16 protein-coding genes are annotated in these 24,387 nt (G+C 37.3%); 7 read left to right on the top strand and 9 right to left on the bottom strand.

What is annotated here, in order from left to right:
* Positions 1-115 precede the first annotated feature (115 nt).
* The 4 genes from B3D94_RS12250 to B3D94_RS12265 all read right to left on the bottom strand — a co-directional run bounded on the left by B3D94_RS12250 (position 116) and on the right by B3D94_RS12265 (position 2,876).
* Complete coding sequence (locus tag B3D94_RS12250; RefSeq protein WP_025117582.1) at positions 116-658, bottom strand: NADPH-dependent FMN reductase; 543 nt, start codon at positions 656-658, stop codon at positions 116-118.
* Between the two features lie 63 nt (positions 659-721).
* A complete protein-coding gene (locus tag B3D94_RS12255) occupies positions 722-1,339 on the bottom strand; it encodes a nitroreductase family protein (protein ID WP_291757423.1) in 618 nt (205 codons plus the stop codon).
* Between the two features lie 68 nt (positions 1,340-1,407).
* Positions 1,408-2,391, bottom strand: a complete 984-nt coding sequence (locus B3D94_RS12260; RefSeq protein ID WP_291757425.1) for a ring-cleaving dioxygenase — start codon at positions 2,389-2,391, stop codon at positions 1,408-1,410.
* Positions 2,392-2,441: 50 nt separating this feature from the next.
* On the bottom strand, positions 2,442-2,876 hold the full coding sequence (locus B3D94_RS12265; RefSeq protein WP_069482780.1) for a MarR family winged helix-turn-helix transcriptional regulator: 435 nt from the start codon (positions 2,874-2,876) through the stop codon (positions 2,442-2,444).
* A gap of 172 nt (positions 2,877-3,048) precedes the next feature.
* Here B3D94_RS12265 and B3D94_RS12270 point away from each other — a divergent pair, with 172 nt between their 5' ends.
* Positions 3,049-5,034: a catalase gene (locus B3D94_RS12270; protein WP_291757427.1), complete on the top strand. Its 1,986-nt coding sequence runs from the start codon at positions 3,049-3,051 to the stop codon at positions 5,032-5,034.
* Between the two features lie 56 nt (positions 5,035-5,090).
* On the opposite strand, the gene B3D94_RS12275 is transcribed toward B3D94_RS12270, so the two are convergent.
* The 3 genes from B3D94_RS12275 to B3D94_RS12285 form a co-directional block, all read right to left on the bottom strand.
* Positions 5,091-5,555: a YusW family protein gene (locus B3D94_RS12275; protein ID WP_291757430.1), complete on the bottom strand. Its 465-nt coding sequence runs from the start codon at positions 5,553-5,555 to the stop codon at positions 5,091-5,093.
* A gap of 106 nt (positions 5,556-5,661) precedes the next feature.
* Complete coding sequence (locus tag B3D94_RS12280; protein WP_291757432.1) at positions 5,662-7,875, bottom strand: YcdB/YcdC domain-containing protein; 2,214 nt, start codon at positions 7,873-7,875, stop codon at positions 5,662-5,664.
* A gap of 126 nt (positions 7,876-8,001) precedes the next feature.
* Positions 8,002-9,174: a glycosyl hydrolase family 18 protein gene (locus B3D94_RS12285; RefSeq protein ID WP_414673988.1), complete on the bottom strand. Its 1,173-nt coding sequence runs from the start codon at positions 9,172-9,174 to the stop codon at positions 8,002-8,004.
* Positions 9,175-9,826: 652 nt separating this feature from the next.
* On the opposite strand from B3D94_RS12285, the gene B3D94_RS12290 reads away from it, so the two are divergent.
* Positions 9,827-10,246 carry a hypothetical protein gene (locus B3D94_RS12290; RefSeq protein ID WP_291757434.1) on the top strand — a complete coding sequence of 140 codons (420 nt, stop codon included), beginning with the start codon at positions 9,827-9,829 and terminating at the stop codon, positions 10,244-10,246.
* A gap of 13 nt (positions 10,247-10,259) precedes the next feature.
* On the top strand, positions 10,260-15,344 hold the full coding sequence (locus B3D94_RS12295) for a DUF4132 domain-containing protein (protein WP_069482786.1): 5,085 nt from the start codon (positions 10,260-10,262) through the stop codon (positions 15,342-15,344).
* 47 nt (positions 15,345-15,391) lie between these two features.
* Here B3D94_RS12295 and B3D94_RS12300 read toward each other — a convergent pair whose 3' ends face one another.
* Positions 15,392-16,123, bottom strand: coding sequence for a hypothetical protein (locus tag B3D94_RS12300; RefSeq protein ID WP_291757436.1), 732 nt, complete (start codon positions 16,121-16,123; stop codon positions 15,392-15,394).
* Positions 16,116-17,453, bottom strand: a complete 1,338-nt coding sequence (locus B3D94_RS12305; protein ID WP_069482788.1) for an AAA family ATPase — start codon at positions 17,451-17,453, stop codon at positions 16,116-16,118. The genes B3D94_RS12300 and B3D94_RS12305 overlap by 8 nt, the downstream gene beginning before the upstream one ends.
* A 119-nt stretch (positions 17,454-17,572) precedes the next feature.
* Between B3D94_RS12305 and B3D94_RS12310 the strand changes: the two genes are divergently transcribed.
* From B3D94_RS12310 to B3D94_RS12325, 4 genes are all read left to right on the top strand, one after another.
* Positions 17,573-18,085, top strand: a complete 513-nt coding sequence (locus B3D94_RS12310) for a hypothetical protein (protein WP_291757439.1) — start codon at positions 17,573-17,575, stop codon at positions 18,083-18,085.
* A 555-nt stretch (positions 18,086-18,640) separates the two neighbouring features.
* Complete coding sequence (locus B3D94_RS12315; protein ID WP_069482790.1) at positions 18,641-20,389, top strand: methyl-accepting chemotaxis protein; 1,749 nt, start codon at positions 18,641-18,643, stop codon at positions 20,387-20,389.
* A gap of 131 nt (positions 20,390-20,520) precedes the next feature.
* Positions 20,521-23,688 (top strand): non-ribosomal peptide synthetase, encoded by a 3,168-nt coding sequence (locus B3D94_RS12320; RefSeq protein ID WP_291757441.1) that lies wholly within the window; start codon positions 20,521-20,523, stop codon positions 23,686-23,688.
* Between the two features lie 77 nt (positions 23,689-23,765).
* On the top strand, positions 23,766-24,341 hold the full coding sequence (locus B3D94_RS12325; protein ID WP_414673989.1) for a 4'-phosphopantetheinyl transferase family protein: 576 nt from the start codon (positions 23,766-23,768) through the stop codon (positions 24,339-24,341).
* Positions 24,342-24,387 lie beyond the last annotated feature (46 nt).

Raw genomic sequence — 24,387 nt, forward strand, 5'->3', positions numbered from 1 at the left:
TTAGAGTTTCTTATTAGTATATCGGCAAAATATGAAGATTTCATGCAGAAAAAATCTCTATCCAAACAGAAAAAGACCCATAAGTATAGTATATACTCATGGGTTAGCTTTTAATTTAAATGTATTTTTTTGCCCAGTTTAAGAAGTTATCGATGACTACATCCAAGAATTTCACTGTACCTTCATCCGTCAAATTACCTTCTGCATCAAATTTAGTATGCACAGCACCAATATAAACATCATTGCCGCTTAGTAATGGTGAGTTAATGCCAGGAGAGAATAAAATATCACGTAGATGCAATTGTGCTTTTACAGTACCTAGGTTACCCATTGATGCACCCATTATAATAGATGGCTTGCCAATCATTACTTTATCTACACGAGATAACCAATCAATTGCATTGACCATTACACCTGGAACAGTTCCATTATATTCTGGTGTTACCCATAACACTGCGTCTGCAGCCTTTACTTTTGCTTTAAAATCAAGAACTGCTTGTGGTGCTTCATTTTCGATATCTTGATTGTACATTGGTAAATCCTTCAAACTTAACACTTCTAGATCCAATTTCTCTGTATAACGTTTTTCAATAAATTGAGCTAATTGCATATTATAAGATTCTTTACGGATACTCCCTACGATGGCTACTACTTTCACGATGTTTCCTCCTAAATGTACATAATTCTTAGTATTTAAATAACTATTGTATTTTATACAACTTTAATAATAAGTGGCAAATTCTTCAACTGGCTTACGATAACCGCGTAAACGACGACTGCTTTCTTTTTCTTTCCCAATAGTAATCATGAGTGCTATTTCTTGCTCTTCTGATACATTGAAAAGGTCACGCATTTTTTGATTATCGAAGCCAATCATTGGACAAGTGTCCCAGCCACGATTTTTCGCAGCTAGCATAAATAACATGGCAGACAAAGATGCATTTCGAATCGCTTCATCTTTCATAAATGCCTCGCCACGGTCTTCATAAAAGTGAGTATTCTCAGCAACTATTTCTTCAAGCTCATACGTTGTGATAATCCCTAAATCCACCATACCTTGACTTAGTTCTGCCGTATTTTTATAAGCTTTTTTATCACCTAATACAAGAATGACCCCAGAAGCTGAATGCACTTTATATTGACCATATGCAGCCTCTCTTACTTTTTCCTTCATAACTTCATCCAACACAACGATGTAATTGGCATGCTGTAAGTTAAAGGCCGATGGAGCGAGCTTGACATCCTCTAAAATTGGACGTATATCTTCCTCAGTCATTTTAATGTCCGTTAAAAAGTTGTTCGCCGAGCGACGCTTATCAATCAATTTGGAAAATTCCATTCATTAAACCTCCAATTCAATATGTAACCATTCAGTAGAGAAAAAATTTCTCTACTGAATTAAAAATATTACTCATATTCTTTATCGAACGAAATGGAACTTCTTACAGTTTCTATAGGACGAATAAGTCCTTCAATTTGTGTACGTTTTGGTTCTAGGAATGGTGGTAATGAAAGTTTTTCTCCTAAAGTTTCGTACGGTTCATCTCCCATAAATCCTGGCCCATCTGTTGCTAACTCAAATAAAATTTGTGGCGCTACACGTGCATATAAGGATTCAAAGAAATGACGATTTACATAGCCAGATGTGTGGAAACCAAAGCTTTCAAAACGTGCAGTCCATTCATCTAATACTGCACGATCCTCTACACGAAAGGCCGCATGGTGAACCGTACCAAAACCTTGGCGAGCTACTGGTAACACAGTATTGTGTTCTACAATCACTTGCGCTCCATTGCCGCCCTCACCTACTTCAAATAGATGGAAATCTCCGTCCTCGCGAATCTTTGTAAACAGCATTACTTTTTCTAACACATCTTTAAAGTAATTAAAATCAGCTACTCGAACAAATACTGGCCCTAAACCTGTAATAGCATATTCAAGTGGGATAGGTCCATCCTGCCATGGCGTACCTGATTCGATACCTGTATCATGCTCATCAGAAATAAGCTGGTACTGCTGATCATCAAAATCCACGAATGATAATGTTTTTTTACCAAACTGTTCTTTAATACCAGTATGTTTTACATGCAATCGATCGAAGCGCTTTTCCCAATATTCTAAAGAAGCATCCGTTGGCACACGGAAGGAAGTCTTTGAAATTTCGTTTGTACCGTGTACACCTTTTGAAATGTTAGGGAAATCAAAAAACGTCATATCTGTACCAGCACTACCTTTATCATCTGCAAAGAATAAATGATATGTTTGAATATCATCCTGATTTACTGTTTTCTTCACTAAGCGCATTCCTAATACATAGGTAAAGAATTTATAATTTTCTTCAGCACTGCTTGTAATAGCTGTTACATGGTGTACACCTTTTAAATGATTCATACAATGCTCCTCCTACTTATCTCGAAATCGAGATATTTATTTAAATTTTTTTAATGTCCATTAGCATTTTTGCCAACCTTTTTAAGGGACAAAATCATTGCATCCAGCTCATGAGGCCCCAATACTTCAAATATCTCATTTATTTTTTGTTCATGCTTAGGGAAAATCTCTTCCATTAGAGTCTGTCCCTCATTCGTAAGCAATACATAAGTGACACGTCGATCTCTAGGGCATGATTTGCGATATACATAGCCTTTTTGTTCAAGCTTATCAATTACATACGTAATACTACTGCTTGCAATTAATATTCTTTTACCGATCACTTGAATGGGCTGCTCGCCACGATGATACAGAAATTCAAGGACCGAAAATTCGGTTTGATTTAAGTCAAATTGAAGTAAATCCCTTTTTGTTGCTTCCTGAATCGTTTGATATGCTCGGAACAAGACCGTAAATGCTTTTAAGTTACGATTGTCTTCCTTCATACGACTCCCTCACTTATTTCGAATTTGATTATCTTTAATTCGAGATAATAATAACATATCCATTTTTAATCAGCAATCATTTTGTTTCGTATTTTACGCGTTAGCTGAAAATGTTTGTGAACATCCTCTGCGGGTAGAAGGTAGTTGTAACTTATAAAGGAGGATTCTATATATGAAAAAAGAAATCAATCAAAAACAACAACAATTAGAAGCATTCCGAGTAAGTGATAAAAATCAACCACTCACAACCAATCAAGGACTAAAAATATCAGAGGATGAACATTCTTTAAAAGCTGGCGATCGAGGTCCTACTTTACTAGAGGATTTTCATTTTCGTGAAAAAATGACGCACTTCGATCATGAACGTATTCCAGAAAGAGTAGTACATGCACGTGGATCGGCAGCACATGGGATTTTTGAAACCTATGAATGTGCAAGTGATATTACAAAAGCACAATTTTTAAATGGTAAAGGAACAAAAACACCAGTCTTTGTTCGTTTCTCTACCGTTGCAGGCTCAAGAGGCTCAGCCGACACCGTCCGTGACGCACGTGGCTTCGCTACAAAATTTTATACACAGGAAGGTAATTATGATTTGGTCGGAAATAATATTCCTGTATTTTTTATACAAGACGCTATTAAATTCCCCGATTTCGTACACGCAGTAAAGCCCGAACCAAATAACGAAATTCCTCAAGCGCAAAGTGCCCATGATACATTTTGGGATTTTATTGCGAACAATCAGGAAACTGCCCATATGGTTATGTGGCATATGTCGGATAGATCGATTCCACGAAGCTACCGAATGATGGAAGGTTTCGGTGTGAATACTTATCGTTTCATCAATGCCGAAGGAAAATCCCACTTTGTTAAGTTTCATTGGAAGCCAGTTCTTGGTGTTAAATCGTTAGTATGGGAGGAGGCACAGATCATAGCTGGTAAAGATCCTGATTTTCACCGCAGAGATTTATGGGATTCCATCGAACGTGGTGATTATCCAGAATGGGAGCTTGGCGTGCAACTTATTCCGCTTGAAGATGAATTTAAATTTAGTTTTGACATTCTCGATGCTACCAAAATATGGCCAGAAGAAGAAGTTCCTGTCCGTATCCTTGGCAAAATGACGCTTAATAAAAATGTGGACAACTTCTTTGCTGAAACAGAACAAGCTGCATTTCATGTAGGACATGTTGTACCTGGCATTGACTTCTCAAATGACCCTTTATTACAAGGTCGCTTATTTTCTTATACAGATACACAGTTAATAAGACTCGGAGGCCCAAACTTTCATGAGATCCCTATTAATAAGCCTATCTGTCCTTTCCATAATAATCAGCGAGACGGCTATGGTCGACAAACGATTAATGTTGGGCAAGTTAGCTACCATAAAAATTCCTTAGCTGACAACACACCATCCCCCGTCCCTGAGGCAGAAGGTGGTTATACACATTTTGAGGAAAAAGTAGAGGGTCATAAAGTACGCGCACGCAGTGAAAGTTTCAAAGACCATTTTACACAAGCTAGGTTATTTTGGTTGAGTATGACCGATATTGAAAAGGAACATATTATCAATGCCTTTAGCTTCGAACTTGGTAAAGTAAAAAACAAAGGCATACGAAAACAAATTGTCGATATGTTTGCCCATGTCAGCCACACACTTGCAACAGCAATTGCTGATAATATCGGTATCGTGCCACCCGTACAAGTAGAGGTACCGAACATTCTGCAAACTTCCCCTGCTGTTAGCCAAATCTTGAATGCTGTAGAAAGTGTCAAAACTTTTAAAGTAGCCGTGATCGTAGCAGATAATACGGAGGAAAACCTAAATGACCTGATTGCTACACTCTTGAGCAAAAATATAGTTGTAGAATTAGTTAGTACAAAACAGGGCTTACTAAATGGCTTTGAGATTCATGAAACATTCGCCACTGCTTCTTCCGTACTTTACGATGGAGTTTATGTAACTGGTTCCTACCATGATTCACATCAACAAATTAAAGCAGAACAATTTATTGAAGAAGCCTACCAGCACTTTAAAACAATTGGCCTTGCTAAAAATATATCGTTTTCACAGCATATCGCCAATAAAAATGGGGTTGCTAATAACTTACCTTCTTTTATTCAGCTCCTTTCAAAGCATCGACATTGGGAACGTTAATGTTCATACATGTGAAAGCCAGCTAACGTTTTTCGTTTAGCTGGCTTGTCTCATTTTTAAGGTAGTCGTTTAAATTCCTTTTCATTTCCGTCCATAAACTCTACTTCGACTTCAATGGACTGATAGTTATCTTCAATATTAAAAACTTTAATTACTTGATCAATCACTTCATCATTTGGAGTGGTAGAATCAAAATTTAACTGCTTAAATAACGGCTCTAGTTTTGTATAGGCTTCATCACCTTGTAACTTTACATTTTGTCGATCATCCTGTAATTTCGCTGAGATTCCTGATTTTTTATTTTCATACTCTACCTCGTATGACTCCGTTGCAGAATAATCAACATCCAATGAAAACTCTAAAAAATTGAATGTCACTTGGTCTGAAGGCGTATCACCCGTCTGTTGTGAAGCATTCTGATCTGCTGGTGCATTAGTAGGCACATCCTTTACCTCATCTTTATTACAGCCATAAAGGATAACCATTACGAAAGAAATCGTTAATAATAGTTTTAATTTCATCCAATTGTACACTCCCTTCTTTTCATATTATTTCCCCATTCTGCTATAAACTAACCAAAAAAGGACATCTCCTCAAATGAGGAAATGCCCTTTCGTGACATACAACTTAATAATAGAAATTACGATCAACTTTATTTTCTTGAATAACCTTTGCTAAACGGACTGTTGAGACAGCCAAATCAGCATATGACACACTCTGCGTAGCATTAAAGTTATTTTGCTGTGCGTCAATTAGACCCATACCATTTGCTAATGCAATATAGCCTGTATACGCTGGATCAATTGAAGCTGCATCAGCAAAGTTTAATTTATAAATATCTTTATATTTAGCAACATTGTCTAATTGTAATAGTTTGATCGACCACACTGCGAACTCTTGGCGAGTCAGAGTAGCATCTAATGCAAATTGATTAGCAGGCTGAATGATGCCCATTTTAACAGCTTGTTCTACTACCACATAGAGAGGATGTTTTTTATCAATATTTGTGAAGGTTTGCTTTTCCCCATCTCTGTTACCGTAGTAACCGTATGTTAACGAGTGTAATAAAATTTTCAATGCTTCTCCTTTTGTTATAGCAGCGTCCGCATTAAAGTTGGCTATATCTTTTACATCTAACACATTTTGATTGAATAAATAATTTAGCTCTTTGGCAGCTGTTGGATGAGAAATAACTGGTTTCTCCTTGGATTCATCTGCGTTATATAACCATTCACCAGAAATAGCATCGATCTGGTTATATAAACTACCACTGTAAGTAGGTGCGTATACTAAATCGTAATGTAGTTTACTCTCCGTATCTTGTTTTGAATATTGGAGTTGCAATGTAAGTGCTTTGCTATAAGCTTCTTTTGCTTTGTCCGCTGATATGACATTATTAATTGGCTGCCAGTTATCTATCTTTTGCTTATATACACTTAGTGAGCGTAAAGATCCATCAGAGCCAATCCCTACATATAATCCATCTCCTACAACTGCAATTCCATTCATAATGCGTGGGAAGGTGAAGTAATATTCCTTACTATATTGATCATATACAGCTTCCTCAATTGGCATTGAATATTCATGTAAATACGATGGGGCCCATTCCTTCAAGTAATTAGTTGCCCTCTTCAATGCAGCATCCTTAGAAATAGCGTTTACTTGGTTATCTGTTAAAAAATCTCTCGATAGGTCATGATACTGAACTAGTTCACCTGTCGCCTTATTAATTTCTAAAGAGCTACCAGATCCATTATTGCCAAACATATACGTATAGTTTACAAAGTATATCGTCTCACCATTGTCATTTTCTCTTTCATCTACTAAATCGATAGTAAGCTTTGCTTTACTCTCATCAACTTTTAAGAAATCTTTCGCGAATTCTTCAGCTTCAGTTACCGTCATACTGTTCTTTCTTGGTGGTAACGGTTGTGCTGAAATTTTTTCAACACTCTTTGTCTTCGGTAATTGTTCAGTGAAACCATTTGCTGTCTGCCATTGCCCATTTAGAGCATGTACACCGTTGAACCCTATGGCAGGCGCATAAACCAGTTTCACATTACGTTGATCAGATCTGTAATCGTAATCAATATAATAACGAAGTTCGACAGCTAGATTATCACGAACTTGAGCCAGCATATCATCTTCTTTCTTTTTTTGATCTAAACGATCAAAAGAAGCTTTACTAATAGACTCTGCATTGTTAGACATTCCCGTAATTTCACCATTTGCCAGAACATTAATAGTAATACTTTGATCACCTATCAGAACCCCATTATAAATTGGTGAATAGACAAAGTAGTAAGTAATTGGTTCTGATAATGGCCTAGTAATATTAAAACCATATTCGTTATGATCATCACGAAGTTTGTAATTATCTGAATTCACAAATTTACCCATGAACTTTCGTGCAATTTCTTGGGCTTCACTCTCTGTATATTTTGCTGGATAAATTGCTTCTTCCATATTTGCAGGTTGATAATAAAAGTTTTCTAATTCTAAATTGTCGCCCTTAAATACAAAACTACCATGTACATCTTTATCTTTAATTGTTTTATAGAAATTTAATTCATATCGAACCGTTTTATCATCTCTATAGAAATGTATAGGTCCAGAATTGAAGTCTTGATCCGCTACAAATTTGAACTCTTCCGGGAATAGGGAACGTAGCTTTTTTATCAGTATATCTTTTGTAATTTTTGTCTCAGTTGAAGCAACCTGAATTTCAATACGCTCCGTTGCTTCTTTTACATTTGCTGATGCCTGCGATATGGGTGCAAAAATACCAACAGAAAATGCCGTTGATGTTAATATGATTCCTAACTTTTTAAATTTATACAAAATATACCTCCTATAATATATTTCACTATAATCATAATGTATTTTCCAATACTTAGAAGCCACTTGACAGATAATTACCAAATTAGAAGAAAATACATTGGATAAACCCTATTCTTTTGCCTTGTGTCATTTCTTCACCACATCAAAATTAGCACCAATTAATACCCAATTTTGAGGGAACGGTAATCCTAATTTCCAATAGCCAATGCCACGAAGATTATATTGTTTGACTAGATTAAATTTAGCTTGAATGGATCTTGCATCTTCAAACCATACAATATGCGCTCTACCCTGTTCATCATAGTATTCAAAAAAAGGAGCTTGTGCTCTCCAATCATATTGAATTGCCGCATTATAACGTTTGGCAATCTCAATAGCTCGTTGAGGACTCAATGCTTCAGCAAATGGACCCCCTTGTACAAATGGTAATGTCCAATCATAACCATATAAATTTTGTCCTAGCATAATTTTGCTGGCAGGTATTTCACTCACCGCATACTTGACAACGGCCTCCACTTCAGGAAGTGGGGAAACGGCCATTGGTGGTCCCGCAGAATAACCCCATTCATAGGTCATTAATAAAACAAAGTCCACTATCTCACCATGTGCCCTATAATCATGCCCCGCAGTCCAGGGACCTCGATCACTTGCACTTGTTTTTGGAGCCAAAGCAGTAGATACCGTGTATCCTTGAGCATGGAATTTCTCCACCGCTCTTCTTAAAAAATTGTTATAGGCTTCTCGTTGATCACCTGGTAAATTTTCGAAATCAAAATGGATATCCTTAACGTCCTCTAGCTTTCTAGCCTCCGCAAGAATATTATCAAAGAGCAAGTCCTGAACAGCTGTACTTTGAAAAATATCTCTCGCCAGATCTCCACTAAAACTGAAATTCTCCAGATTCGTAACGACCATTGCCAAAGAAGCCCCAGTATCATCCGCAATTTGAGTTACACCTTGACTAGGCGGTATCCGTAAGGTGCCATCCCGTCTGGCTTCATAACTAAATAAAGCTAAATATGTTAAATAGGGACCCGCTTCCCTAGCTTGATTTAAAAGTACCTCACTAACCGAAGTACCTCTTGGCTCTAAGTATGCTAATGTTTCTGCTCTTGTTCTTGGTGGTTGCGGAATATATAATCTCATCCCAACAGCTAATGGTTGATTTGGGTTAATACCGTTGACTTGCGCAAGTGTTACATAGTTAATACCGAAGCGTTGTCCAATTGACCATAAACTATCTCCTGGCTGTACATAATAAAAGCTACCAACAATAGGGATCACAAGAGCTTGCCCCACAACTAAACGATTTGGGTCTGGAATTTGATTGGCATCTACAATACTTTGAACCGTAGTCCCATACGCCTGCGCAATACCCCATAAAGACTCGCCAGCCCGTACAACATGTATTTGAATGATCTTGCCTCCTTCTAGCTTGATAAATCATACCTATAAAGTCTATGAGATAAGAAAAGAAATAATGTCTTTCTAGAAACCACATAAAAATCCATTCATCAAAGTAGCAAAGGATGTTACCGTGGTTTATTTTCTAATCTTCTAGCTTTATAGATTTGGCGAATAAAAGATCCTTTATAATAGTTTTAGCATCATCATTTCGTTATATTTTCCACACAAGCGTTCACTTTCTATTACTCTCTAATAGTAGAAGTAGCCTGAAAAATTTTCTTGTGTAATATCCTCTGCTTTCCATAGTATTTATATTATAGAGCGCAAATTGATACATACCCCTATAAAAATAATCGTACAAACGTTCTATTTTCAACAGATCTTTAAGCAAGCCTACCCCCTCTTTCTACCTTACTAATAATCCGTAACATGCTATTTTTTGTTACACATTTCCCAAAAATAATTATGCAACTAGCGTCGGATGCCTTATTCTTTTCATAGTTATCACTCTTGTATAATGAAATTATTGTAAGGAGGTGTTAGATTGCGTTTATTTTACCAACAAAAAGTAATCGGTAAGAAATCACGTAAGCTTCAACAGATTCCATTTTTCATCGAAGAACCTGTCATAAATTTACAAGATATACTTATTAAACTTGTCTCACAACAGGTACAACAATATAACGAGAAAATGGTTGATACGCCACTCCATCTCTATTTAACCGATCAGCAATTAGCTGATGCGGCTCAGCATGGCAAAATCCATTTTGGAGAGAAAAAAAGTGATTCATTCCAGCCAGTAGACCAAGCTGTCTCTACAATGCTTCAGGCTTTTCAAGATGAGCTTTTCTTAGTACTTCACAATGAGGAGTCTCTAGATTCGCTTAACTCGCCACTAACTGTACAGGAAGACGATGTTTTTACATTTATTAGATTAACCATGCTTGCAGGACGAATTTGGTAAGGAGGAATGTCTCATGACACTATCACATAAACAAAAAACACATTTTCAAAGTATAGTTGACACCGCACCGTCAACAATACAGCCATTAGCAGCCGCATTATTAAAGTATATGGACAATCGTGATTACGATATTGAAAAGCTTATTACAGAACAGCAGGTTCAATCACTAGAGGAGCTATTTAGCGGACCATTATTAGAAGTGCTTATATTATTTTCTTCACAGGAACGCGCGCTCCACATTAAAAAACTAGCTTTACGTTTTGATGCTACGATGTTCCAAACTAATATGTTACGTCGATCATTTCGTTCAGCACAGCCCGTACAAGACCATCTTTTTCAATGTCTACAATTAATAGAAGAAATGCTGACATTTGAGGAAATAAGTCTGGAGGATTTACTAGCTCACCATAGCCAATATGAGCATGGTACCTACCCGAACTATAGCTCCTATGTATTGAAAAACGAAAATGAAAAAGTAATGGGCTTTCATGTATTTGAGCAATTGCTTGCTGAAGAATTATCCATAGAAAATCCACTCATTGAAGATAAAGTAGAGAGTATTTTATTTGATGAGCACCGCAGTAGCTTTTTCGGTCATCCACTCATTCGTGGCATTTTTAAATCAAGCAATAGTCGGATGCACGAAGCGCTTGGAAAATTATTAGTAGCGGCTGCACGTCAAGAAGGGCTTCGACAAGCAATTGTAGAAAATATTGACCACGGGAATCTAGATGCACAGCTTTTCATGATGAAACTTATTCAGGAGCACCAACTAACAAGGTTCTCCTCTGTTATACGAGCGGTCGATACATGGATGGGGCTTGGCTATAGTAGCTTCGAAAACCAAAAAATAACGGAGGAAGTTTTGTCCTTAGCCATCCAAGCGATGGAAGATGACCATTTCACCGAACAACTGCTAAAAAGTGAACGTACCATTGATATTTATGTCGCATTATGGGCGACTTCGACAAAAGATTATACGAAGCTAGATGTACTGTTGGATGATCTCTTACAGCGAGACAAGCATATTCAGCTTACAACACTAGCTTTTTTGAAAAACCTATCAAAAATACCTTTTACAGCACCTTTTGTAAAAGAATTAATTTTAACAACGAAGGATATCGAAATATTTGCATTTGCATGGGATAATTTCCTTCATGCCAACCACTATATCAATAGTGAATATGCCAGAGATAACGAATGGGATAAAACACTTCAAAGCTTCATGAAAGAAAATTCACAGCTGCAGGGCATAGAATATCCTTTATTTGAACAGCTTGAATGGGCAAAAAATGAAATGACCAAAGATGGGCTATCCATTACAGGCAAGCCTCTATCCTTTGTCTTTGTACACTTGTCATTCGAAGACTTAATTTCAACACAAATTATTCTTGCGCATCATCTACAGGATGAAGAGTTATTCCAACGAATCATCGCGCATGCAGATGCTTATCCACCATCAAGTAGGATCGGCCTATTGAATATTTATTGTCTTGATCCAATCACTCAAGGACAGCGTGAGTTTCTATTCAATTCATTACGCGATCGAAGCTCCATCAATCGTTCCCTTGCATTAAAGAAAATACATGCATTGACACCAACCAAAGAAGAAATAGCAAAAATCGAGGATCTTTTAGCCAATAAATCTGGGGCTCTCCGGAAAGAAGCTATTTCACTCTTGAAAATTCAACCACAAGATCATGTATTGCAAAGTGCTGAACGATTAATAAAAGACAGTAAGCAGCTAAAGAGGCTTGGTGGTCTTGAATTATTGTTAGAAGCCTCTAAGGACTACAATTTAGCGAGCGAGCAAATTACGACATTGTGCTCCCTATTACCAAAGATAACAAAAAATGAACAAGTACTATTAGAACAATTAGTAGCAAGAGATGTACCCGAATATAACGAAAACAATGGCTTTGGTTTATATACACCACATGCTCCTATTCCATACGATCGCATTGCCAATAGCGCGATTAAAATGAATGGTGAAGAACCTTGGCAACAGCTTGTACCTTTATATGTACAAACGCCTACACCTATTGAAAAATTCTTTCAATATGATTTAGATAAGCTTCTCTCCAAGATAGAACAACTTATTCAAATACTTGATGAATATGCTAATTTTGAATATGAAACTTATCAATGGAATGACACTAAAATGACTACTACTTTAGGGCAAAAATACAGTATCTTGGCCTCTAAAACAGACAGTCAGCGAAATGCCAGTCTAGATGTTTATCCTATTCCAGAAGCCATTGTTCAGTGGATTAAATCATCATCCTTTAGCGGTGAAGACTTAGCTTATTTCAACTTTTATAATCAACTATCAGAATACCCTGCTGCTCATGACCTTTCTGAAGCAGCCCATATTCTTATAAAACCATTCTTTCAGTATGAAGGAATGAAAAAATATGTTGCCCAATTTAACTCCTTGAAATATCACTATACGCTTCAGCAAATCTTTTCCGTTTTGTCGCAAGATATCAAAAATATTTCAGGAGAGACACTATTGCATAAAGAAGCAGTTTCATTACTAGAACGACATGCACCAGCATTTAATAGCTTTGAACAGGCAACCGGTATTGTGCTTCAGCTATTACATCAAATCCCAGCTGATCAGTGGCGAGTGGAAGTAAGAGATAAAGGCTATTACTACTATCAATCTACCTCTACAATTGTCGACTTAGATATTATTGATGCATTTGTCGATCGACTATCTAATTATGCAACTTATGAAGGCTATGTTAAAATGCTTGCCATCAATGAAGAACTAACAAAGCGTATGCAAAAAGAAAATTATAGCCCAAGTCTCTACGATCTATCATTATTCCAATATTTAGATGCATTTAAAGTGGGCTTATTGACGCAAGACCATTTATATGAAGCTATTTTTACGAATACTCTTGCCTCAGAAATATTTACTGAACCAAGTAAACTGTTGGATCGCTATCAATCATTTGAAGACTTAGCTGATTTCCTTGCCATTCGTAATCAAGCGATCGATCGCATCTTAGCTATCGAGCTAAAGCGTGGTGATACTCCTACAGCTGTTACCAAGCTTGCTAGTAGCATTTCTTACTTTGAAGGAATCGATTATTTCCTGCAAATTTTACAGGCACTTGATGGTGAAAAGCTTTCACGAGGCTATATATGGCAGGCAGAAACGAAGAAAGATGTCTTCTCTCGCCTTTTAACTAGCTGCTATCCTCAAAAAGAAGAAACCGCACAGCAGTTAAAAGAAGCATGGCAAAAAACAGAGATTTCTAAAGAGCGTTTAATTGAAGCTATGATGTATAACCAGCATTGGATTGATCTTGTCAGCGAGGTGATTGGCTGGGAAGGACTAAAGGAATCTGCTTGGTATTTTATCGCCCACACTACAGATTCTTTATCAGACTTTGCCAAAGATCAAATTGCCCTCTTCTCCAGCATAACGGCAGAAGATTTTCGGGATGGCGCCTTTGATCTAGCATGGTTCCAAAGTGCTTATCAAACACTAGGCTCGAAGAAGTTTAAACTTGTATATGATGCAGCCAAATACGCTTCAGAAGGAGCCAACCACCGCCGTGCTCAGCTTTATGCAGATACAGCCATTGGCACACTTAGTTCAAAGCCATTAATGAAAGAAATTCAGGAAAAGCGCAATAAAGATAAACTGCGAGCACTTGGACTTATTCCATTAAAAACAACAGATGACAAAGATGCTCTGCATCGTTACCAATTTATTCAACAGTTTTTAAAGGAAAGTAAACAATTTGGGGCTCAACGTAGGGCAAGTGAGTCACGAGCAGCTAGTATTGCACTAGAAAATTTAGCCCGCAACGCTGGGGACGGAGAAGCTACTCGCTTCATATGGAGAATGGAACTATCAGCCTTTAACGATATTCAGCATTTATTTAAAGCACAGTCTATCGAACAAATAACAGCGCATTTACAAATTGAAGAGGATGCTGCTATTACAATAATCGTTGAAAAAGATGGTAAACGTTTAAAAAACATACCTGCTGCTTTAAAAAAGCATGCTGATGTTGTTACTCTTCAAGAAGCTCGTAAAGATTTACAAGAACAATATAAACGTGCACGTCCAGCACTAGAGCAGGCAATGGCATTAGAGACCATATTTTCAGCGGAAGAGCTAATTAACTTGTTAGCTCACCCGATTCTTGCTCCTCTTTTACAAAAGCTTGTCTTTATTAGCGGCGAGCATGTTGGGATGATGACACCAGAGGGCTTACAGGTACTATCAGGTAATGTCGTGAAGCTTGCTCCGACAACACCCTTAATGATTGCACACCCTTACCATCTTCTTGAAAGTGGTCAATGGAGACAATGGCAAGCCTATATGTTTGAACACAAAATACAACAGCCATTTAAACAAGTGTTCCGTGAGCTATATCTTATAAATGCAGACGAAAAGGGTTTAAAACAATCATTGCGTTATGCGGGGCATCAAGTTAATCCATCTCAAACAGTAGCCTTGCTAAAAACACGAGGCTGGCAAATTAGTTATGAAACTGGACCTCGTAAGGTGTATTACAAAGAAAATATAGTGGCATCCTTGTATGCGCAGGCAGACTGGTTTACTCCAGCAGAAATTGAAGCACCTGCAGTCGAAGGTGTTTATTTCTACGATCGTTTAACAGGAAAAGATATCGTCTTAGATGATATTCCAGTTGCAATCTTCTCTGAGGTTATGCGGGATATGGACCTCGTGGTCAGCGTTGCCCATGTTGGTGGTGTCGACCCTGAGGCCAGTCATTCTACCGTTGAAATGCGGACTATTATCGTTGAAGAATTGGCAAAATTACTAAAACTTCTCAACGTAGAAGTGAAGAAACACCATGTCCTTATTGAAGGTAAATTAGCAAACTATTCCTTGCATTTAGGCAGTGGTGTGGTCCATCAAGTCGGTGGTTCAATGATACCGATTGTCGCTGTCCCATCTCAGCATCGTGGACGCATATTCTTACCTATGGTGGATGATGATCCACGAACAGCTGAAATTATGTCAAAGCTATTAATGCTAAGTGAAGATACTAAAATTAAGGACCCAGCCATTTTAGCTCATATTCGTAGTTATGAACAAACGCATTAAGAGGTACAAAACAAAAACAGGTGACGAAACTACATACGTCACCTGTTTTATTGTACATCTGTTTTTATCATTTCAAATAAAAGAGGTACATTCGTTCCTCGCTGTAATGAATGGCCTCCTTCCATTAAAAACGACCAGCTTTTTTTCATTTTTTCCCTATAGGGTAGTTCAGCATCGACTGGCAAATAAGCTTTTAAATATTCTTCGATCGTACCAGACAAGTTTTCTATAAACTTATCCGCCTTGTGGATTTTCTCCGTTGGGATTTCATTGCGCTCATCCCATAGTACATGTTCTAAGTTTGTAGAGAAATAAAATAATTGATAAGGCACTTTCAAGCGATTAATATTAAAATAGTCATTCGCAATTAAAATTCGGGCGTTCCTAGCCTTCATCTCATTGCGCTGTTCAATTTGCTCTTTACGCTTATCGGACTTCACTAAAATGGCATCCTCTGTATAAAATAATTTTTGCTCGATATTCTCATCGACCCTGACGCATTCTGGTGCGATAAAACAACCGTCTGCATCTGTTATATGAACAACAGCAGTTAAATCCTTCGCTAAAAATTTATATTTATCTAAATAACTCTGGATTACTCGTATAACACTGTTTTTAATATTCGGGATGCGTTTATGGGCATCCCATTTTGTCAATACATCCTCACGCTGGACATCAAAACGTATAGTTGTATCCGCGAAGTGAGCATCCAAATAATCCTCTAAAATAATTTGCTCCGTCTGTCCCTCAACAATGATTAAAAGTACCTTTTTAGTCATGTTGCACACCTGCTTTACGAAAAGCACGCTTAATTTTAAATGTTTTGGTCTCCTTATAAACCTCTTCATCCTGTCCACCAAGCTGAATAGCTCGCAAGTAGACATCTCTAGCATTATTTATTTCTTTAATGCCCTTTAACTGCATATAACGTTTATTTTCATTTGTTGTCGTGAACCATAAACTTTTAATAGCTAGCACCTCTAACACTCGTAGATTATGGGATGTGAAAACAAGCTGTCCTTTTCCATCCTCATCTATCACTGTTAACAACTCACCTAGCAAATATTCAAAAACGCCTGAATCTAATTCATCAATAACGACACAAGCATTTGGATTGTTATATACGGCAATCAATACACTAAGAATCGAAATAATCTTTAATATCCCTTCTGACTCTGTTCGCAAAGGTAATTCCTGCTCTCCACGCTGCGATAAAAATTCAAAACGGATGCCTTGTCCCCCATCATCCATTGTCTGCTTTGTAATGATATTAATCTTAATAGTCAGACCTGGAATAATAGCAGCTAGCACTCGGTTACTCTGTTCAATCACTTCACATAAAGCATAGAATTCATCCTCTGGCAATAAGGCAGGACCCTTTAAATCATATGGAATTTGCCCTCTTGTTTTCTCTAAATGGATACTAAATGGCATGATCCGTTCTTCAAATAACGGGGCAATATTTTGGTTATTCACTACATGTAAATCTCGATTAAAATCAACAGCTATGTTTTTGATTAACTGAATCTCTTGTTCGGTCAACCGTTCCTGTAATAATGGCTTCAAATCCTTATGGAAAAGAAAAGATCTATATTCCTTTCTTGCTAATTGCTGAATAACAAGCAATTGAATACGTGCTTGTTCACTCAGATCAGGCAAATTTAAGTTACGTATTTGGATACCTTTCTCTGTCATAGCCATTAACACCTTTGACCGTTTTCCTTTGTCATTTTCTCTATACGTCAGTCGTTCCAGTGTTGTATAGAGCCGATGTTGATCCTCCTGCAGCTCCACATAATAATGGACAAAGAATGTGCCAAATTGATTCTCAACTAAAAATTCAAAATCGAGACTGGCTGTATCCTCACCCGCTAAAATTAACCGCTTTTCTTGCGGGGGTAGCTTCACTTCAGCAAGCCAACCTGAAATAAGGGTCTTCAATAAACCAAATGCATCGACAATGGTTGTCTTCCCAGAGCCATTTTGTCCGTAAAGTCCAACAACATTTGCTTGTAAAAAGCTCTCGAAGCTAACTGCTAAAGTTACCTCACCATGTCGTACATTCCGTAAATTTTTTAGTTTGATTTTTTTTATTTTTATGATTGCCATCTGCTAAACATCCTTTAGCTCTTTTCCCCTATTATAATGAAAATTGTTATATTTTATAACAAAATCACATTTAATTATTAATTAGCCTATTGCCTACAACACTCACAGTAGGTAGGCATATGTTAAAGAAAAGTGAAGAAAGGTGTGTTTCATTGGTTTATCCTAGATTGGCTCCTGAAGATTTTAACAGTCAATTCCGTCCAGGTATGAAAATATGGGTGACACTTCCTACAGGGACTTATTCAGGTACATTGATTCGAACATTTGGCACAGGAGGCAGAACAGCCGAAATCCAATTAGATAACGGTCAGTTGGTGACTGTTGATGTTAGCCAAATAACAGCTGCTGGTACAGGAATACCTCCTGGTAACTCCTATCCACCACCTTATCCGCCACCTTATCCGCCACCTTATCCGCCGCAGCCTTACCCACCACAACCACCAAGACCATATCCACCACAGCCTTATCCACCACAACCACCAAGACCATATCCACCGCAGCCTTATCCACCACAACCACCAAGGCCATATCCGCCGTTTCCAGGAGGACAATTCCCCGGCTTCCCACCTCCATTATTGCCGGGACTCCCAAACATATTGCCAGGTATCATCGGCAATCCCAGACAGCCATAAAAATAAAAGGCTTTCTCTTTGTTCTTTTACGAATAAAGAAAAGCCTTTTTTTACATATTTATATTTTATTTCCATAATAAAAACTAAGTAAGACAATAATATTTTCTAGAAGAAATGACATTCCTTAATAGGCAAAAAGACTTAAAGAGAAATAAAAAAATAAGATTTTAGCCAAATTTTAATTAAACTAAAATTGACTCAGTTTTGAGCATACTTGTTTTTTATATTATTTCCCCTTTGAATTTTCATAAAAATATCGTCTAAACTTCAAAATACATAGACTATAACACTAAATATCTTCGTTTACCTATTAAAATCTACACTGCAAATAGTAAGTTTTCTGGGTTGTGAATCATTTTTTTTGGCAGTATAGTAGTTTATTGTTAGGGATAATTAGATTATTTTTAACTGGTACATATTTATTGAGAATGCATCTGGAATTCTATGAATGGCATCTAGACTTTACATTGAATTAGCTTTTATTTCATCGATAACAATACCCATTTCTCATCCTTAACATGAAATAATCGGTATATTATAATTAGGAGGAAAAGCATGAAAAAACGTAAGAAGCAGCATATGTCCATTAGTAAAAAAATAACCGCTATAATGGTAAGTATTTTATTACTGTTTGGGTTAGTTACTTTAGGTCTTTCTTATTATATAGTAAGAAATAGTAATTTAACAGATATGAATCAATCGCTTGATGACAAAGGTATGATCTTAGCCAAAACAATTGATGTGAACACATTGAAATCGATCTTAGATAATCCTTCAGATAGTAACTCTGATGCAATTCGACTAACGAAGGAAATGGATGCTATTAATGATTATTCAGATAGCATTACCAATCTTTTTTTAATTACAGTTGATGGTGAAAATATTAATGCACCTGTCCTATCTTCTAGTATACTTGAACTAGGAGCTGAGTATAATCAGGACATGATTGCTATGGGTTTATCACCTGATTTTCTAGCTAGAATTAAAGAAGTTTTTGAGACAAAAGAAGCTACAGCTACAGATATCTATAGCGATGAATTTGGTAGCTATAAAACTGGCCTTACACCAATTTTAGATGATGATGGAACTATGTTAGCTGCATATGCTATTGATTATGACGTTTCAATGGTGACTGGCAAGGCTATGTCTGAGGCACTTTGGACATTGGTAGTAACGGTTATTTTCTTAATTGGTTCATCCATTGCTGTGTACACACTTTTAAGAAAAAAATTAACACCTATTCAACAGCTTTCCCTACAGTCTAAAAAAATAGCAGAAGGTAATTTAGAGCTTGATCCTCTACCAGTTACTTCAACGGATGAAGTAGGAACGCTTACTCAAAACTTTAATTCGATGATTGAAAACTTAAAAACTGTTATTAAGAGCACAACAAATGTATCTGCACGTGTTTCAAACACAGCCAATATTTTGTCTTCGAACATGCAGGAAACTTCTGATTCCTATAATAATGTAGCATCTTCCATGCAAGAAATTGCGAGTGCAGCTGATCTTCAAGTTCAAAGAGCCAATGAAAGTACCATTACAATAGAAGAAATGAGTATTGGAATTCAACGTATTGCTATGACATCCAATCAAATTTCGGAATCTTCTATCTTAGCATCAGAGGAAGCTGAAAGAGGGAATGAATCGACTAATAAGTCTGTCGCTCAAATGAATGCGATTAGTCAGGCAGTCAATCAATCAGCAGCATCTGTTAAATTGCTTGGCGATCATTCTAATAAAATTGAAGAAATAGTCGGCATTATTACCGGAATTGCCTCTCAAACAAATCTCCTAGCCTTAAATGCAGCCATTGAAGCTGCTCGTGCAGGAGAAGCTGGTAGTGGCTTTGCCGTTGTAGCTGATGAAGTACGTAAGCTAGCTGAACAGTCTGAGGCCTCAGCCCGAGAAATTTCCACGCTTATTTCTCATATTCAGCACGATACGAATGAATCTGTGAATATCATGGTTCGCGCGGTAGAGGAAGTCGATCATGGTATCGTCATGATAAACGATTCAGAACAATCATTTAGTCAAATATTAACATCGATTCATCATGTAACAGGGCAAATACAAGAGCTGTCCGCAACTATTGAAGAAATGGCGGCTGGCATGGAACAAGTTACTTCCGCGGTTAAAGATATGGAGGACTTCTCCATCAACTCTAAAGATAGTACAAGGGCAGTAGCTGCAACTTCTGCCTCTCAGCTAAATACAGTACAGCGAGTGTCTGAAGAAGCTCAAGTACTATCCGAGTTATCTGAAGAATTATTGAATGTTGTCAATACCTTTGTAGTGAAATAAAAAGAGAAAGGGCTGCCCTTATACGGTGTTTTTGGTCCCTTAGCTTCTACAGAATACTTTCTGCCGGGGCTAAAGGACTTAAAATTCCCTACATAAGTGACTGCCCTTTTCTAAAATAGGAGTTGTAATGATTGAATAATAAACGAAAATTTAATTGTCCTACATCACAGTTTAAAAAGCATTTTTCTAAACAAGATACGCTACTATCCAATCATACACATCTATTAAATGAAGAGGATACTTTAGCCTATCAAACATTAAATTGTACAATGGCTGACTATGATAAAAATATCACGATACCGCAAGTATTTTATCAAGTAGCACAGCAGTTTGCAGACCGTATCGCTCTATCCTATGAAGATGGCAAGATGACCTATCGTCAGTTAAATCAAAAATCTAATCAAGTTGCACATATGCTAATGGCCAATGGTCTACAAAAAGGTGACTATGTGGCAATTATCATGGACCGTAGTAAGGAAACTATCATCAGTTTGTTAGGTGTGCTAAAAGCTGGTGGTGTTTATGTTCCTATTGACCCTAGTTATCCAAAAGAACGTTGCCAATATCTCTTACATGATACTGGCGCACCATTTATCATAACGAAAAACGAATATAATGACTTACTGAATGACCTAATACATAATGAGTTCCAATCACGCACAGTGCTTACAATCAATCAAATGGAAAGTGGCCTTTCACAAGACGATTTACCATGTAACCTACTTCCATCCGATTTAGCCTATATTATTTATACATCTGGTTCTACTGGTAAACCTAAAGGTGTTTTGCTTAAACATACAGCCGTTATTAATCTAATAACCGATAATCAAAGAATTTACCATTCGACTGAAGAAGATGTATTTTCTCAGTTTATTTCTTACAGTTTTGATCCCTCTGTAACAGAGACTTTTACCGCTTTCTTTTCTGGTGCAAGACTCCATATGCTCACAAGTATTGAGCGTCTTTCAATAGAAGCATTTGCCGAAATGATTGCACGAGAGCAAGTAACAACTGCAACTGTACCGAACGCTTTCTTTACACAACTAGCCACACATTTACCTATAGATTATCGGGACAAGTTGATGACGCTACAATATCTATCAGTTGGCGGCGAAGCCCTGTTGCCTGCCATTGTCCAAAAATGGCAAGAAAAGTTCGGATATTCTACAGAAATTATTAATGTCTATGGACCAACTGAATGTACAGTTTTAACCTCCTACTTCAAGATAAAAAGTCAGTTAACAGACATGCAATCAAGTATTCCTATTGGCAGACCAATTGCCAATTATGAGATGTATGTGGTGAATAAGGATGAACAGCTTTGCCCGGTTCAGGTAACAGGCGAATTGTGTATTGCTGGGGCCGGCCTAGCAGCAGGATATTTACATCAACCTGAGAAAACATCAGAGGTCTTTGTCCCTCATCTATTTAAACCAGATCAAAAAATGTATCGCACAGGTGATTTAGTCCGCTTATTACCTAGTGGTGTCATTGAATTTGTAGGACGGAAAGATTCACAAATTAAAGTAAGAGGCTTCCGTATTGAACTTGGAGAAATTGAGACCGTTTTAAGCAATCATCCTATCATTCAGGAATCTGTGGTCGTAGCTAAGAAAATGTCTGACGGCCAAAACCATTTATTTGCTTACTACACAGCGGCAAATGGTGTACAGCTAGAGGAACAAGTTTTAAGAGACTACTTAAACAATCTTTTACCAGATTATATGGTACCTGAGCGATTCATCGAATTGCTAGAAATGCCATTATCCCCTACTGGCAAAATCGATCGCAAGCAGTTGGTCACAATGGATGTATCATTATCACGGAGTCATCTATACGTTGCCCCTGAAAATGATACGCAGCTTTTACTAGCGAATGCATGGGAGTATGTACTTGGCAACAGTCCAATAGGCATTCACGATAACTTCTTTCACATTGGCGGACATTCATTAAAAGTACTTGAAATTCTTGTACAAGTGAAGAAGCATATACCATTCCTAAAGATTCAGGATTTTTTCCAATATCAAACGATTGCTGAATTAGACCAATATATTCGCAACTATCAGCCTGAAGATTTGGGCGTGCAAATGCAGCCTAAAAACCTTGTCTATAAGGATTTGATGGAACCTAGTAAGCTACCAGTTTCACAAATGGTGAAGCCATTACCGATGACTACGGTTTTATTAACAGGTGCGACAGGTTATTTGGGAAGTCATGTGTTATACGAGCTGCTAGTCACAACAAAAGCGCAAATCTATTGTCTTATTCGACCAAGTGAAAAGGCCACTTTAGAGGATAAGTTAAAGGAAAGTATGCAATTTTACTTTGGCCATAACATTACTAGACATATGGAGGATCGAATAACCGTCATTCAAGGCGATTTAGGAAAGAAGGACCTTCATTTAACTAGCGAAGATGAACAGGTTCTAATAGAAAAAATCGATGCCATCATCCACTGTGGAGCTGATGTACGTCACTTCGGAGCGACGGATCATTTTAATAATGTTAATGTAAATGGGACACGTTATTTACTTGAATTGGCAAAGCGTAAACCTGGTATTCATTTTCATTATGTATCAACAATCGGCATTCCAGAGGAGCTCGCTGCCATTCAATGGGGCCCTGATGAGGCTAAAGGTGATTTCAACTACGATATGCAGCTTCATAGTGTCTATACACAAAGTAAGCTGGAAGCAGAAAATCTCGTAAGAAATGCTGTGCATGACGCGATTCCTATTTCCATCTATCGTGTAGGTAATTTAAGTTGTCATTCTGAAACAGGAAAATTCCAACGAAATATCGATGATAACGCCTTTTACCGTATGATTAAAGCCATGCTTTATTTAGGTAAAACACCTTCCGTACAATGGCATGTAGACTTCACACCGATTAATTATGCTAGCCAAGCATTAGTATGTCTAGCTAATCAGCCAGCAGTAAATGGACATATATTCCATATATGTAATCCTGTATCACTTACTTATTTAGAATTAGTCGATATGATAAAGGAATTTGGCTATGATTTACAAGTCATGACCAAGCAAGAGTATACAAATTGGCTATTACATGATGACCATTCTATAGACGTACAGGAATTTTTAGCTTTAGCTATTGCACAGCTAGAAGGTGATGGAGCTAGTGACTCACCATTTATCTTTAACTGCAAAAAAACGATTGAATTTCTAGCAAACGCAAGAATTGAATGTGCTGTACCAAATACAGCATTTATTCATCAAATGATTGAATACGGGATAGAAACAGGCTACTTTCCTGAGCCCAGACAAGTCAATATACGATGAACACAAATGATATACAGATTTTTGCACTCCCATTAGGGGGACAGTTAACTTCGGAAGAATGGAATGCGTTTAACATAATGCTCCCTTCTCATGTCCAAAGTAATATCAGGCAGTACAAACAGTGGCAGGACCGTCAAAGAACCTTGCTAGGTAACATGCTTATCAGGTGGGCGCTCCTCCCATTCATGGATAAGGCAGTATTCCATATTACTCAAGACATATATGGTCGTCCGAATGTAGCGAGTCATCAACATTGGGAAGGCGATTTTAATCTCTCTCACTCTGGTGATTGGATTGTCCTGGCCCTAACATCTAACGGACGAGTTGGAATTGATGTTGAAGAAATAAAGCCAGTGAATAAAGATATTATGCACTATGCATTATCTAATCAAGAGTTCCAGATGACCCTTCATCAGCCTTTACATGTTTTTTATGAACTTTGGACATTAAAAGAGGCTCTTTTTAAAACAGGTTTATTTCCTAACTTATCGCCTCACTTACTTGATACTACTGTTATTAAAAGGACAAGAACTGATCTTTCAACGCAATTACTTTATCTCGATCAACGTCATCCAGTCACCATATGCTGGAACAATAGCTCTACCAATGTAAAAATAACAACATTAAATAGACACCAGCTTCTAGAAGAATAAAACGAGGAGGAGAAAACTATCATTTCTCCTCCCTTTTTTATGAACA

This window comes from Lysinibacillus sp. UBA5990, assembly GCF_002429815.1.
In the GTDB taxonomy this organism is placed as follows: domain Bacteria; phylum Bacillota; class Bacilli; order Bacillales_A; family Planococcaceae; genus Lysinibacillus; species Lysinibacillus fusiformis.